Source organism: Vibrio bivalvicida (assembly GCF_001399455.2).
GTDB classification, from domain to species: Bacteria; Pseudomonadota; Gammaproteobacteria; order Enterobacterales; family Vibrionaceae; genus Vibrio; species Vibrio bivalvicida.
Window position 1 is genome coordinate 620945 of the sequence record NZ_LLEI02000021.1, and the last position, 14523, is coordinate 635467.

Genomic DNA, 14523 nt, shown 5'->3' on the forward strand with positions numbered 1-14523 from the left:
GAGTGCGATCACGTATGGTTGTTATTGATCACTCTCGAGGCGTAATATTGAATTCCCTATCTAGACGCAGATTATGAGAAACCTCAAGTTGATGGTATTTGTGGCAAGGCTATAACTCGTGAAGCATTCGGTTTTTGAGGAGAGTAGGTGGCGGCTTAGCTGGTAGTAGCACCTTGGCAACTGCGTCTTCCGCTGTTGTTAGTGGCGCTGCGGGTAAATATGTCGGTGATACGTTATACGAAATGGGTAGCGAGGTGAAAGAGTCGATAGAGGAAGTATTTTAATGGATCTGTTAGCGATCGTATCGCTTTTACTGAAAGGCATTTTTGTAGTTTATATGATGGCTTGGGTCGTTTTAGCTACTAGTGCACTAATTGCAGTTTCTTTCGGAAATTGTAAGCACATAATTTTTATTGATAAGCACTTAGCTAAAAATATAAGTAAATACTACGACGATATGGGTTACATGCGTCCACAATATCAACTGTTTAATGCTGTAGGTAGCCGTTTTATGCGATATTGTTTTTGCTATCCGTGGATAAGGCGCCGATCAACTTCCCAGTCCTTAACGTTCAAAACCTTTATGTGGTTTAATTCGCTAGGATACTGGGGCTTTATATCGGTCTTACTTTTTGGAGCCCTCCAGAAAGCACTACTGCTTTAATGAAAAGCGCACAAAAATGATCTCCGACGATCGCTAAATCCCCAATCTAAAACAGCTCTCGGTGTAGATACATCGGGGGCTGTGCTTTACTAACCCTATCGAAACACGATCACTTTAAAAACCGCAAAATTACAGTGCGGAATTTTAGCGCGGGGAGGGTTACACAGTCTTTGTCACCTACACATCCGTTCACCGGATAATCGAACCTAGTGGCGATCAATCTGATCCAAAACTCCAACCTGAACTGTGTAAAGGAGACTTGGACCAGTTGGAGATGTTTATTAAACCAAACGATTAGTTACATGATTCAAACCAAGTGAAACATCGCTGGATTCGCATTAATTGGATTCCTGATAAAATAAGCGAAGTAAATGTTATCGAAAGGAAAACTGTACGTAAGCAAGTTAAAGCTATTTTGCTTTAGTAAAGGTGTAGACCATAACCTTGAATTGTTTTGAAGGAGAGACTTCCGATAATGGCCGTTTAAGTCGTATTCAAACGTACCATACTTGAAGGCGTAATCTATCACACGGTAACGTCTAATATTATGTTCTAATAGTTCAATAGTTTTTTCTACGCTGAAGCCGCAGGCGCTAGACGCGAAATCTATGCAATTTCCCAAATAAGTTCTGTCGCTTAGCTCAAGTGCAACTGAGTTTGGTTTGCCATTGTATTTTTTATATAGTTCAAACAAAGCGAGTGGAGTACGTAATTTTACGTTTAGATATGCTCTCACGCTTCCGGAAACGACTTTACCAGGCAGGGTCTCGTGTTTGCTTTCTAAAAGTGTATGTGGAATAACCGATGAATAAACCACGATCCTAGATAACAAATCTAATTTGCTACACGTTTTTAAAAACTTGGGGTCATTAAAAAAAGGCTGAAAAGTACTTATTTCTTTTAACGGGAGGTTTTTTGTTTTGCTTGCCCCGCCAATTGCTGTCCCTATATCTAACATGTAAGGGCTAATTTGCCCGATTTGGTTGTTATTACCAAATTGGATACTGTGACTGTGCTTGCTAAGATCGTAGTTAAATGGTTTTCGCGCAATTTTCATATAAGGTTGACTGATTTCTGTTACGACTAGCATTTGTTTATCTACTTTGTTTTTTTGACTTTGTAGTATTTCTTTTATCTTTAATGAAAAATCATAGATTTGTTTTATAAAGCCAGTTGGCTGTTGGGGATATGGAGTAGCAAAGCTTGGAGCTAAACCAATTCCATTCATTAGCGCCTTCTCTTTATTCGTATTGTAAAGATTACACATTTTATCCTCCTTGAATGATTAGTTTAAATGATACTAGTGTGTTCCTAATTGTTTCTGTGATGATGATTCGTGCAAAATAGCACCGTAAAAAATAAAACTAACAACTAGTGTCACGGTAGACAAAGCCAAGAGTGAGAAAGGGACTGAGCTTAACTTGTTGATGATTTGATGGCGCTAAGCCGAAACCACAACTCTTTGATGAGTCAGGTGATGTGAGGTTAGCCCCATAGTACTATCAAAGTATCAGGCGAGTGGCCAGTTCTAAAGAAAAACGCCGATCTTAGACTCTGCGATGTTTAAGGCTACTTAAGTTGTTTTTTACGAACTAGAGCAGAAGGTGTTGCTCTATCACAATTAAGGTGAGTTCCGGGTAACCTTAGTGTCATTGAATTACTACTATGTGGTTCGACAGTGATATGAATCATTTCTTCTAGAGTGCTTTCATTCTCTAGCAGCCTCGTAAGTTTCTTTCTGAAGGCTTCTTTATTTGTCTCAACCTCAAATTTGTGGTGGAACTCTGTTAAATCTGTAATGAAAGGGTCTCGCATCCAAACACCTTCGCTTTTAGCCGATACCGTGAGGGGAGAGTCTAGGTGTTCATTTGGCATGGTTAACTCAGCCGTTACTTGTAGCACTCCATTTTCTTGGTAGTTTCGATGAATCTGTATATCGGTGAAAAGTGCGAAGTCGTCTTTGTATTTCGGAGCACAGTTCCACTCCCCAATGAAATAATTTCTGTCGAGTTCTACATTTTTGTTATTTTCTTCATAGTGTGTAGTACTGCAACCAAAGAGCGACGCTAGTAGAAGTACGGATAGGACTTTTTTCATAGTTTAATTAGACCTTAATTATATTCATGTTATTCATAATACCAACTTGAGAAACTTCTGCTTTTGCTACGAACCATAATTACTATGGTGCCTGTCCTGTTAACTGGTGAAGGGAGCGTGGTTTAAACTATCGGGTTAAGAGCTGGAACAAATTGTCAGTCTGTGCGTCGTTCTAACTAAAGAAAAACGCCGAGTTTAGGCTCGGCGATGTTTAAGCGTTTATGGTGTATCGATGAAAATATGGCGAATATCTTCAGATTCGTCATTTAAAGAACAAGAGCCTGTACCACCAATAACGACTGTGCTTTTAGAAACCTGAGCTGAAATAAGAATAGAGAGTAGGTTTTTTCCTTCAATTGTCGAACCATCGAAGACGTAAGTCCATTCAGTGGTGGCGCATGTGCTTCCTTGAATAGATCTATTTAGTCTAACCTGACAGAGTGAAGTAATGTTTTTAGAGTGACAAACTACATTTCTTACAGTGCCGACGTACTGCGAGGCCCATACTACATTTGAATTCACTATAAGCATTAACACACATAGTGTTTTTAGTTTGGATATCATTTTTATTAAACCTTGTTTGCTATTTTTGGTTCTTGTATCTGGCGTTTTTGAGAACGGTAGTTTTCTCATATGTACCTACATTTGGATTGAAGCGAATAGGAGGCTACAACGACCAGGAAACGCGTTGTAAGCGGGGTTATCTGTAACACCAAGAATCACGGGTTTTCTTGCTGCGTGTGCTGCTAATAGCACGGAAATCATGTTGTTAAAACCAACCCCGTCATTTGAAGTCGTAATGTACAGAGGATCGCAATTTAAACCTTGTAAATCCGCGATACCATTGAAAACTTTTATTTCAAGGTTACCTGCCTTATGCCCTAAAGATGGCACATTAATAACACTAACGCTTTCGAGTATAACTGAGCTTAATATTACGTCTTTTGCGTAAATTTTAGTGGCAGAAAAGAAAACTAGAAGTATAGTCAACCAAGTCAGATTTCTCATCGAAGTACCTACTGTCAACAATTTTAATTAAGAGTTGAATACGTTATTTTCTGTAGCAGGTCAGCTTTTCGTTGTCACCACTTTCTAAGATAAGTTTATTGTTGTCGAGTGAAAGCACTTTAGACTTACCTCTTTGACCTTTTTTCGGCATCAAAGAGGACATAAAACCTTTGATTGAGGCTGTATATTCATTGGTAGGTTTAAAATTGATTTCTTCGTAAACCTCATACAAGTTATCTTTGTTCAATTCCCAACTCGCAGTTCCTGAGATATCAAAGGACAAAACATCGTCAGTCCCTTCCACCTTCATGTACATGGATGTATCAACAGAAACTTGTCCATCTTTACTGTAGACAAGAACTGTATCTTCCTTGAAATACTCATCTATAGATCCACACTTCCAACTCCCTAGTAGTAGGTTATTGAATTCGGATGTATCGACAGTCTCTTGAATAGGCGAGGTACATGCCGCTAAGAAAAAGGCACTAGATGCGAATAAGCATTTTTTAAAGTTCATTTAACACACCAACAGTTTATAACGTTGTGATTGAGAGCTGTAACTAGATGATTTCTTGGTTATAGCGCACAGATTAAAAGTAAGATTTGCTGAGGCGAGATTCTAACTTATTGATATGTTGCATGGGAAGTCTGGTATATATTATCCATTGCATTAATGCTGATTAGTATCACAGGTATTGATAGATAGGTGGGGCTGATCGGCTAGATAATGGCGGCACTCATTAAAAAATAGCGTAAAATAGAGTGCTAAATCGCTACGTTTTCTGTACATGTGAAAATCAATAGATAACTGATTTATTTGAAATGTGGTGTTGCCAAGTACTTCGCAGTCGAAGGAAACAATGTAATTGCAATTCCTTGGTTCTATTTTGAAGTTTTCTTACATCAATAAACCACCTAGTGAAAGCTGATATTGTGTCACACAACCAAATCCTCCTCCATTGACCTAGCTCAAGTACCAACCTGAACTGTTATGAAATAAGTCACATTAAAGTGGGGTTATTTCGTGCATGCTAAAATTATCTTCAATGAAAACTGAAGTTGGCCTTTATGCATAGAGTGATTCGTAAAATGACATGGAAGTCGAGCAGGCGGTAAGCCCGCCACTCCATTGCTATATACGTATGTTCCGTCACTCATCTTGCAAGGAGGCTCTATGCCTATCAATCAAATTCGAAATATTGCGTTTGTTGGTCAAACGGGTAGTGGTAAAACCACACTTATAGAAAATCTTCTCTATACCTGCCAAGCCACCAAGAGCTTAGGTAGGGTGGATAAAGGTGACACCATTACTGATTTTGATGCTCAGTCAATTCAGTATCAGCACAGTATTGAAGCCACCCCTGTAACCATGCGTTATGAAAATCACCGCTTGAACATTATTGATACTCCGGGGCAAAATGAACTGCTTGGTCGGGCGTTAAGCGTCTTCCCCGCAGTAGAAACTTCAGCACTAATCATCGATCCTCAACAGCCCATCACTCAAACCTCTAAACATTTATTCGCCTTTGCTCAAGAGCAGAAGAAATGCCAAATGATCATCATTAATAAGCTTGATGTTGCGGCAAGTAAGCTCACTCAGATACTAGATGAGATCACCGAGAAATTTGGTGACTACTGCTTGCCAATTAACTTACCTGCAAGCGATGGAAAGACAGTAGTCGATTGTTTTTTTGAGCCAAATATGAGCGCAAAGACTCTTATCAATGATGTCGAAGCAACTCATGAAACGCTGATAGATCAAGTGATTGAGGTTGATGAAGAGTTGATGGAACTCTATTTAGAGCAAGGTTCGGAGCTTACGCCGCAGCAACTGCATGATCCATTTGAAGAGGCACTAAGAACGGGACATATCATCCCAATTTGTTTTGTATCAGCCGAGACAGGCGCAGGGGTAGAACTACTACTAAAAACGCTGTCTGAAATTATGCCGATGCCAAATGAAGGCAATCCGCCTTTGCTAGAGAAAAATGGTCAAAAGATCAAAGTGAACTGCGAAACATTAGAGCACACTGTCGCGCACGTTTATAAGGTAAGTGTTGACCCTTATCTGGGTAAACTTGCTTATGTTCGTGTTTTCCAAGGTGAAATCAATGCAGGTAGTCAGTTGTACGTGGGTGAGAGCAATAAGTCGTTCAAAGTAGGCCACCTATATCAACTGCAAGGAAAAGAACGTAAAGAGATCCATCAAGCACTGGCTGGGGACTTTTGTGTTTTGGCTAAAATTGATGAGTTAGAGTTTGATTCAATTTTACACGATTCCCACGATGAAGATGGCGTCGAGCTTAAAACCCTCAACTTCCCCCAGCCTATGTATTCATTATGCTTAAAACCAATAAAACGTGGAGACGAGCAAAAACTAAGCGATGTACTAAGTAAGATCGCTTCTGAAGATCCATCTTTGCGGATAGAACATAGATCGCGGAGTAATGAAACCATCATTAGTGGACAAGGTGAGTTTCACCTTAAAGTTGCGTTAGAGAAGATGCAATCTGTTTACAAGCTAGAGGTTGAAACGACACAACCAAGCGTCGAGTATTTTGAAACGATCACTAGACCCGCAGAAGCTCAATATCGTCATAAGAAACAAAGTGGCGGCGCTGGGCAATTTGGTGAGGTTCATCTAAAAGTATCGCCACTTGAGAGAGGTGCAGGCTTTAAGTTTGTAAACAAAGTTGTCGGAGGCGCGATTCCAACTGCGCTAGTTCCAGCGGTACAAAAGGGAATTAAGCAGGCGTTAGAAGAAGGCGCGATTTCAGGTAACCCGATTAAAGACATCGAAGTGACGGTCTTCGATGGTAAACATCACTCTGTAGATTCGAAAGAGATCGCGTTTATTATCGCGGGTAAGAAAGCCTTTTTGAATGCAGTTTTAGACGCTGAACCTATTGTGCTTGAGCCTATCGTGCATATGGAGCTGACGATTCCAACTCAATATGTTGGTGATGTTTCGGGTGATTTGTCTGGCAATCGCGGTTTAATTGAGGGTACAGAGCAGATTGATGCGAACTATACTTTGCTGCAAGCCAAGTCACCAATCAATGAACTACAAGATTACGCAAGGCGATTACGCTCAATAACTGGTGGTGAAGGTAGTTTCAACATGAGCCTAAGCCACTACGAGTCTGCGCCACCTAACGTACAAAAACAGGTTTGTGCGGAAACATAGCAAGTTTACGTCAATATCTTTAGCCAACAGAGATTAAAAGCCGTATTCGCGGCTTTTTTTGTTGCTTGATTAGGATCAAGCAACCCGATTTGAATGCCTCCGGAGTCGAGCCCGATAGTTCAACTAAAACCTAACTAATGGGTGCCCACGAGGAGTCTCGTAGTGAATTACTGCTAACGGTGGTGTATCAAGTCTAGAGCAGCCTAGCATATGTAGCTCGTGAGCTACTCACATCCAAAAAATGTCAGTGCCCTTTATGTGTTTTGTTGAATATTTTACTGGTCAAGCGTACTCTCTCACTACCTAGAGAGTGTCATCAGATGGGTACAGCCGGAGGATAAATGTCTATCTCAGTTATTTCTTGGAACATGCAAGGTGGTGTAGCGAATAATGCCGACAAGGAGCTGACGTTAAAAACGATGTGTGCACTGTATGACGTTGTTATGGTCCAAGAGTGCGGGACTATCGCGACGCTAAACCAATTTGCAGGAAAGAGTGTTATCGGATCACTCCAAGCTGGAGCATTGAACAATCGGTGTTCTGTGGCGATCATTACGAATAAACATTCTAAGTACGATATAGCGTACCTTTCTACCTCGGGTCGCCCGATAATTAGCGTTTTGGTTGGCGATGTTTGGTTATCGACGATACACGCAACGTCGGGAGGTATCGGTGGTACGGATCTTACAGCTACTTTGGCGTACGCTACAAAAACCTTGGTTGGGGCAGATGGTAAGTATTTGTTGGGAGGAGATTTCAACATTCTTTTCAATGGTGAAGAGAACTGCATCAATGTTGGATCCAGTTATCGTCCGGATAACTATAGCCTTCATACGTTTAAAAGGAGAACGCACAGTAGTGGCGCTAGCCTTGATGCGTTCGCATCTAGAGCTCTAGAAATAAAAAGTGGGCCGAGCGTTGTCGTAGAAAAACTATCGGACCATTATCCAATAACAACCAGCATAGCATAGTGAAACGCTCGTTGAGTATAGTCCGGTCATACCACGGCAACGCATAAGAGGTAGTTTTCGCACGATTTATAATGACACACAAGTGGTGAGAAGGCTTTTCTTTTTAGTAGGCTAGGTGATGGAGAAAACACTAGGTGATCGGTTTTTACATCCACTAACTCAACCACATCGAAATTGAGCACTTCCTTCACTTGTGGATAAATCGCTTTATACAGTGCTTCTTTTGCAGAAAACATCAACGTCACTTTCTGTTCAATCGATAACCTTGTCGGTTGCAGTTTTTCTAGCTCTAGCTCGCTGCAAACTATGGTTATGACATCTCTTGCTTCTACAGCAGATAACCAGTGTTGAATATCGACCCCAACGTTTCTATCTGGAATCAGATCACGGGGTATCACAGCCGAAACCGCTAGATTTTTGCTATGAGAAATGGAACCTGAGAAGTGGCTCGGAAACTGAGGTGAGCGATCTTGGTTTACACCTATATTGTGTACTTCATGATACTTGTCCATTGAATACTGAGCGGCCACTCTACCTGCAATGAACTCTGCCTTGCGCTTTTTGTTGGCGTTTTTTAGTGAAGGTGGCAAATAGAGTGCAGTATTAATCGTTTTCGGATACAGCTCCACGTCGTACTCTACGGTGCTAAGATGTACCAGATTATTATCGACATTTATCGAAATGTCAGGAAGCCGTGTTAGCCAGTATAATGAATAGCTTCGATTTGCTGTGACTAGATTCATTGTGTACTTAATTAAGGCTTCATCTGTTCCCATTTAATACCCCTAACTATCGCATAACTAAATGCAAATGAAAATGGTTTGCATTTATATATTTACTGTTATATAAATTCCACCTTGTTAATCAATCGTGTTCTATTGATTAACCCTATGTAAAAAGAGAGTTTAAGGGAAAAGATATGCTCGAAGCTAGAAAGCTAGCATTTAGCGTTGGTGACAGAGAGCTGTTGTCAGATTTTGATATGAATTTTGAACCTGGCAAGATATATGCGCTTGTCGGCCATAATGGCTCAGGTAAATCGACGTTACTTAAACTCCTTGCTCAACAACAAAAATCAACCGATGGGGATGTCGTGTTGCAGGGCAAATCCGTCTCTCAGTGGTCTGATAAAAAATTCGCTCAGCAAATTGCCTATCTTCCTCAGCATTTGCCACCTACCGATAGCCTTTCAGGAAAAGACCTAGTGAGTTTTGGTCGCTACCCGTGGCACGGCTTACTTGGACGTTTAACTAGCCAAGACAAGCAGTTCATAGAACAAGCCATGCAAATGACCGATACCACAAAGTATGCAGACCGTCTTGTGGATACGTTGTCGGGCGGTGAACGGCAGCGAGTTTGGTTAGCCATGCTATTGGCGCAAAGAACACAATATCTACTACTTGATGAACCTTTGTCAGCGCTTGATATTGCTCATCAAGTTGAAATGCTCGAACTCATCAAAAAGCTCGCGACTGAGCTTGAGTTGGGCGTGTTAATCGTGATTCATGATATTAATATGGCGGCGCGCTTCTGCGATCATATTGTCGCGCTGCATAGCGGTAAGATGATTGCGCAAGGTTCGGTATCGGAAGTTTTCACTGAACCTCAATTGCACGATATCTACGGAATCAAAATGCAGATAACGGATCATGCGGCAGGTTATCCGGTGGCAATGCCATGCTAGGTTTTAAAGCAATCACTGCTATTTGCCTGCTAGCGTTCTCCACGGCGACGCCAGTACTGGCGGAAAATAAGCCTTCAGATGGTCCATTGCGAGTTATGTCGATTGACTGGTCTCAAACAGAAACTATGATTGCGCTAGGCATCACGCCAATCGCGTCTGCACAGCAATCTGATTACAACGATTGGGTTAGAAGCCCTAAGATTCCTGCTGAAACTGTCGATGTAGGTCTGAGAACTCAGCCTAATCTAGAAAGGCTTTCAGAATTAGAACTCGACACTATTTTCCTTTCTCCGAGATTCTCTTCGCTCGAAACTCAGCTTTCTCGCATTGCGCCAGTAAAAATTCTTGGCTTATACAAGGTCGGAGAGGTGAACTGGGAGGCCGTAACGGATTTTACTCGTCGTATGGCAAAAGAAGTGAAGGCGGAAAGCCAAGCCGAACAGCTAATCGCTGATAGTGAGCAAAAGTTAAATACACTTAAGGGTAAACTACCCGCTGAGCTTGCTCCGGTGTTACTTGTTCAGTTTATGGATACCAAACATGTACGCGTGTTTGGAGAAAATAGCATTTATAAAGTGGCGTTGAATCAACTTGGCATTCAAAACGCTTGGAACAAAGAAACCAATGCGTGGGGCTTCAATTTAACGGGCATTGATAAGTTACAGGGTATCGAAGGGCAGATTGTAGTGATTGAGCCGCTGCCTGCAGGAGTTAAAGAGCATCTAGCACAAGATCAATACTGGCAATATTTAGTTAAGCAAACAGGTCACCCTTCATTATTGGTTGAGCCGACTTGGAGCTTTGGCGGTCTGCCTTCCGCGCTGCGTTTTGCCAATCTGATCACGGCTGCATTGACTGAAGAGGTAACACAATGAGAATTCTATCTCTGAGTCTTGTTGCGATACTTGCGGCATTTACTCTGGCAATCGTTGGATTCCAATTAATCGCATCAGGTAATTTTTCTGCGGGTGTTGGCAGTTTGTTTCAAGCGGATTGGATGTCTCCAGAATCTGTTAAGCTTCACCTAACTTGGTGGCCTAGATTTTTTACTACGCTAATTGCTGGTGCTGCATTAGCCGCTGCCGGGGTTTTGATGCAACAGGTTCTGCGTAACCCACTGGCTTCTCCTTCTACTTTGGGCGTTGCTAGTGGCGCAAGTTTTGCGTTGATGCTGGCAACCTTGTATGCCCCTTGGTTACTGACGTTTTCTAAATCACTGGTTACTTTGCTTGGTGGCGTGGGAACAATGGCACTGGTATTTGCACTGTCATGGCGTCGTGCACTTTCACCGACAGTTGTGGTGGTTTCGGGTCTGGTCATTAACCTCTACTTCGGCGCCGTTAGCACTGTCCTGTTGATGATGAATCAGGATAAGCTGTCTGGCTTAATGATTTGGGGAGCTGGCTCACTCGTCCAAACCGGATGGTCAGATATTGCTTATCTCGCGCCAAGACTCGGGTTAGCGATTGGTATTTCATTCCTATTTGTTAAGCCGCTAACCTTGTTGGAATTATCTGAAGAAGGCGCGAAAAGCCTTGGCGTATCTCTGGCAAAGCTGCGCGTCATATGTCTTGGCCTTGCAGTGTTACTGACATCTTGGGTGGTTGCTAAAGTTGGCGTGATTGGCTTCGTAGGCCTCGCAGCCCCAGCGATTGCTCGCGCAACTGGTGTGCATCGTCTTGTGCCTAAGTTAATCGTCTCCATGCTGTTAGGTGGTTTACTACTAACGCTTACGGATCTGCTTATCCAGCAGCTCCCAGGTATTGCCGCTATGATTGTGCCAACTGGTGCCGCTACTGCTGCATTAGGTGCTCCTCTATTATTGTGGTTACTGCCAAGGTTGTCGATGCGTAGTCAAACCCAGACGCAAACAGTGATGACGCGCCATAGTGAGCAAGTGAAATCGCTTAATCGAAATGCGATCGCCTTGGTTGCTATTTTACTGCCCATTGTTTTGTTTGTTTTTAGTACCACTTCGATTCAGAGCTCAGGCTGGCAATGGTTGGTCACCTCTGGTGAGTGGAACTTGTTGGAATGGCGTTGGCCCCGACTTGTTGCCGCTGCTCTGGCTGGTGTGATGTTGGCTACAGCAGGTACTGTGATCCAGCGTTTAAGTGGTAACCCGATGGCGAGCCCTGAAGTGATAGGTATCAGTTCTGGCACGGCCTTGGGGTTAGTCATCGCGATGTTCTCTGGTATTGGCGTTAGTTTAGTTGGCCTGTACTTAGGTGGTTTGTTAGGCGCTTTGGCCTCGCTGTCTGTTATTGTTTTGCTCAACCGCAAGTCTGGCTTCCAGCCCGAGCGTGTTTTGCTAACAGGTGTGGCTATCACAGCTTTGATGAACGCGGTACAAAGCTTCGTATTGGCTGGAGGAGACCCACGCAGTTATCAAGTATTAGCGTGGCTTTCTGGCTCAACCTATTACGTTACTGAAGCAACACTTATTCCATTGGCTGTCGCCGCTATCGTGTTGGTCGGACTGAGTTTTGTGACCGTTCGATGGTTAGATATTCTACCATTGGGAGACGCCAGTTCTCGCGCACTTGGAGTGAAAGTAGGGCAAGCGAGAGGCTTATTATTGCTACTTGTTGCCTTGTTGACAGTGAGCGCGACGTTGGTTGTTGGCCCGCTTAGTTTCATTGGCCTGATGGCTCCCCATTTAGCACGTTTGTTCTGGTTTAGTCGCGCTCGTGAACATCTTATTTGTTCAGCACTTGTCGGTATGGGCTTAATGCTACTGGCAGATTGGCTAGGTCGTCAGATGTTGTACCCACAAGAAATCCCAGCTGGTTTGGTGGCGTCTTTGATTGGCGGTATGTACCTGATGTGGGGACTTCGCAGACTCTAAATTTTAGTCATGAGGGAGGCAATGATCAGCTTTCCTCAATGCTGTTTTAAAAAATTGTTGATAATGATAATCACAATAATAATTAATACATGGATTTGAGATGAAATTACTTTTTCAGTTGGCCCATAAACAACATAAAGCGCTCGCTTTGGTTATTTTGTTGAGTGTGGCAAGTGCCTTTCTCAGTATTGGCGTGATTGCTTTTATTCAATATGAACTGTTGAGTCAGACAACAAGTGTTCATAGCGCTATCTGGCAATTTGCTGGATTGCTGCTCCTGCTATTGATCACGGCGACCGTTGCGCAGGTGTCACTGCACAAGTTAGGCCACCAATTTGTCTATTCAAAGCGCTGTCAATTGGTTAAGCAACTGATCAACACTGATATCGAACAAATAGAAAATGTCGGTAGTGCTGGGGTGCTGGCCTCACTGAACACCGACATTCGTAATATTACTATTGCCTTCGTTACCTTGCCGGAAATGATTTACGGTATGGTACTTACCGTAGTGGCATTATCCTATCTCGCGTTCCTCTCACTCCCTCTATTTGGTGTAAGCCTGCTGATGTTAGGTGTGACTGGTGTTATTGGCTATTGGCTGGTGACTCGTATCACTTTCCACGTCCGTCAGGTTCGTGAGTTGGAAGACAAGCTTTACCACGACTATCAGGCTTTGATCGATGGGCGCAAAGAATTATCTCTTAACCCCAATCGAGCTCGTCGGTACTTTGAAGATGAGTTTAGCCCAAACGCTGCAGGCTATCGTGATGAGGTGACAAGAGCGGATATATACAATGGCTTTGCCGCCAATATGGCAAATACTATCGTTCTTGCCCTAATTGGTTTGAACTTCTATCTCGCACTTGGGTTAGGTTGGGCTAGCTTTGACGTCGCGTCTACATTTGCATTAGTTATTTTGTTTATGCGTATGCCGTTAATGGCCGCGGTGGGTGCTCTGCCAGGGCTCATTGGCGCCAATATCTCTATGCATAAGCTTGAATCTTTAGATTTAAGCGACAATCAAAACCTCATTGAGTCAAACTCGACCCTTGATGCTTTTGTCAATATCGACCTGCAGCAGGTGACGTATGAGTATCGCGCAGACGGAGATGATCAACCCTTTAAAGTTGGCCCAATTAATTTCAAAGCTAACCAAGGTGAGATGATCTTTATCATTGGTGGTAATGGCAGTGGTAAATCAACGTTTGCTCGTTTGCTCACAGGTCTTTATCGACCGCACTCTGGTGACGTTTTCCTCAATGGAAAGCAGATGTTAAAACACAATTGGTCTGACTACCGTCAACAATTCTCTTCAGTGTTCAGCGACTTTCATTTGTTTCATCAAATCACGGATGGGCAAGGACAAGACATTCCCGAAAGCCAGATTAGCGAGTGGATGGATCGTCTGGAAATGAGCCACAAAGTGACTCAAGAGAATGGTCGCTTGTCGGATGTTCGCTATTCACAGGGGCAGCGTAAGCGTCTTGCGCTACTGATGGCCGTTGCTGAACAGCGAGGTTGCATACTTCTCGACGAATGGGCTGCAGATCAGGACCCTCGCTTTAGAAAAGTCTTTTACCAACAGTTACTGCCTCTGCTTAAGGTGCGTGGCGTGACTGTAATCGCTATTACCCACGATGACCGTTACTTCGATGCGGCCGATCGCATCTTCAAGATGGATAGTGGTCAGCTGACGGAACTCGATACTGTGGATAAATCACAAGCTCAGCAAGCAGTAGAAAGCGTCGTCGCTTAAACAAATATCAAAACAATAAAAACAACGAATCAGTTGAGGAAATTATGAGTATTGACAGCCCAAACACAGAATTCACCGTCGTTATTAACCTTCAAGAGCAGTACAGTATTTGGCCGACTTACCATCCTATTCCAAATGGGTGGAAGGCAGTTGGGGTAATAGGCAACAAAGAAACTTGCCTTGCCCACATTAATGAAGTGTGGACTGACATGCGTCCGAAAAGCCTGCGAGAAGCGTTAGCTGAGTAACATCACTCGCTTTTGCTTAATTTTGGTACCTGCAGTTTAGGTACCTGACATTTAACAGTT

The 14523-nt window shown here is 42.9% G+C and carries 14 protein-coding genes; 8 read left to right on the plus strand and 6 right to left on the minus strand.

The features are described 5' to 3' along the window. Positions 1 to 134 precede the first annotated feature (134 nt). On the plus strand, positions 135 to 284 hold the full coding sequence (locus APB76_RS22930; RefSeq protein WP_157633190.1) for a hypothetical protein: 150 nt from the start codon (positions 135 to 137) through the stop codon (positions 282 to 284). A gap of 687 nt (positions 285 to 971) precedes the next feature. Here APB76_RS22930 and APB76_RS08070 read toward each other — a convergent pair. The 5 genes from APB76_RS08070 to APB76_RS08085 form a co-directional block, all read right to left on the minus strand. Further along, positions 972 to 1931 (minus strand): hypothetical protein, encoded by a 960-nt coding sequence (locus APB76_RS08070; protein ID WP_054962183.1) that lies wholly within the window; start codon positions 1929 to 1931, stop codon positions 972 to 974. 302 nt (positions 1932 to 2233) lie between these two features. Further along, on the minus strand, positions 2234 to 2761 hold the full coding sequence (locus APB76_RS08075) for a hypothetical protein (protein WP_054962184.1): 528 nt from the start codon (positions 2759 to 2761) through the stop codon (positions 2234 to 2236). A 219-nt stretch (positions 2762 to 2980) separates the two neighbouring features. After that, positions 2981 to 3325: a hypothetical protein gene (locus tag APB76_RS22935; protein WP_157633191.1), complete on the minus strand. Its 345-nt coding sequence runs from the start codon at positions 3323 to 3325 to the stop codon at positions 2981 to 2983. A 75-nt stretch (positions 3326 to 3400) separates the two neighbouring features. Beyond that, positions 3401 to 3769, minus strand: a complete 369-nt coding sequence (locus APB76_RS08080; RefSeq protein WP_054962185.1) for a hypothetical protein — start codon at positions 3767 to 3769, stop codon at positions 3401 to 3403. Positions 3770 to 3812: 43 nt separating this feature from the next. After that, positions 3813 to 4286: a hypothetical protein gene (locus tag APB76_RS08085; protein WP_054962186.1), complete on the minus strand. Its 474-nt coding sequence runs from the start codon at positions 4284 to 4286 to the stop codon at positions 3813 to 3815. Positions 4287 to 4943: 657 nt separating this feature from the next. On the opposite strand from APB76_RS08085, the gene fusA reads away from it, so the two are divergent. Together fusA and APB76_RS08095 are read left to right on the plus strand one after the other, a co-directional pair. Beyond that, complete coding sequence (gene fusA, locus APB76_RS08090) at positions 4944 to 6956, plus strand: elongation factor G (RefSeq protein ID WP_054962187.1); 2013 nt, start codon at positions 4944 to 4946, stop codon at positions 6954 to 6956. Positions 6957 to 7297: 341 nt separating this feature from the next. Next, a complete protein-coding gene (locus tag APB76_RS08095; RefSeq protein WP_054962188.1) occupies positions 7298 to 7927 on the plus strand; it encodes an exonuclease/endonuclease/phosphatase family protein in 630 nt (209 codons plus the stop codon). A gap of 26 nt (positions 7928 to 7953) precedes the next feature. Here APB76_RS08095 and APB76_RS08100 read toward each other — a convergent pair whose 3' ends face one another. After that, positions 7954 to 8703: a 4'-phosphopantetheinyl transferase family protein gene (locus APB76_RS08100; RefSeq protein WP_054962189.1), complete on the minus strand. Its 750-nt coding sequence runs from the start codon at positions 8701 to 8703 to the stop codon at positions 7954 to 7956. Positions 8704 to 8846: 143 nt separating this feature from the next. Here APB76_RS08100 and APB76_RS08105 point away from each other — a divergent pair, with 143 nt between their 5' ends. The 5 genes from APB76_RS08105 to APB76_RS08125 all read left to right on the plus strand — a co-directional run bounded on the left by APB76_RS08105 (position 8847) and on the right by APB76_RS08125 (position 14463). Beyond that, entirely contained in the window at positions 8847 to 9611 is a 765-nt protein-coding gene (locus APB76_RS08105; RefSeq protein ID WP_054962190.1) for an ABC transporter ATP-binding protein, read from the plus strand. Further along, entirely contained in the window at positions 9605 to 10486 is an 882-nt protein-coding gene (locus tag APB76_RS08110; RefSeq protein WP_054962191.1) for an iron-siderophore ABC transporter substrate-binding protein, read from the plus strand. The genes APB76_RS08105 and APB76_RS08110 overlap by 7 nt, the downstream gene beginning before the upstream one ends. Beyond that, the gene (gene fhuB / locus APB76_RS08115; RefSeq protein WP_054962192.1) at positions 10483 to 12459 is read left to right on the plus strand and encodes a Fe(3+)-hydroxamate ABC transporter permease FhuB; all 1977 of its coding nucleotides are present in this window, start codon (positions 10483 to 10485) and stop codon (positions 12457 to 12459) included. The genes APB76_RS08110 and fhuB overlap by 4 nt, the downstream gene beginning before the upstream one ends. A gap of 100 nt (positions 12460 to 12559) precedes the next feature. Further along, positions 12560 to 14215, plus strand: a complete 1656-nt coding sequence (locus tag APB76_RS08120; protein ID WP_054962193.1) for a multidrug ABC transporter permease/ATP-binding protein — start codon at positions 12560 to 12562, stop codon at positions 14213 to 14215. A gap of 44 nt (positions 14216 to 14259) precedes the next feature. Further along, complete coding sequence (locus APB76_RS08125; RefSeq protein ID WP_054962194.1) at positions 14260 to 14463, plus strand: MbtH family protein; 204 nt, start codon at positions 14260 to 14262, stop codon at positions 14461 to 14463. The last annotated feature ends 60 nt before the right edge of the window (positions 14464 to 14523 follow it).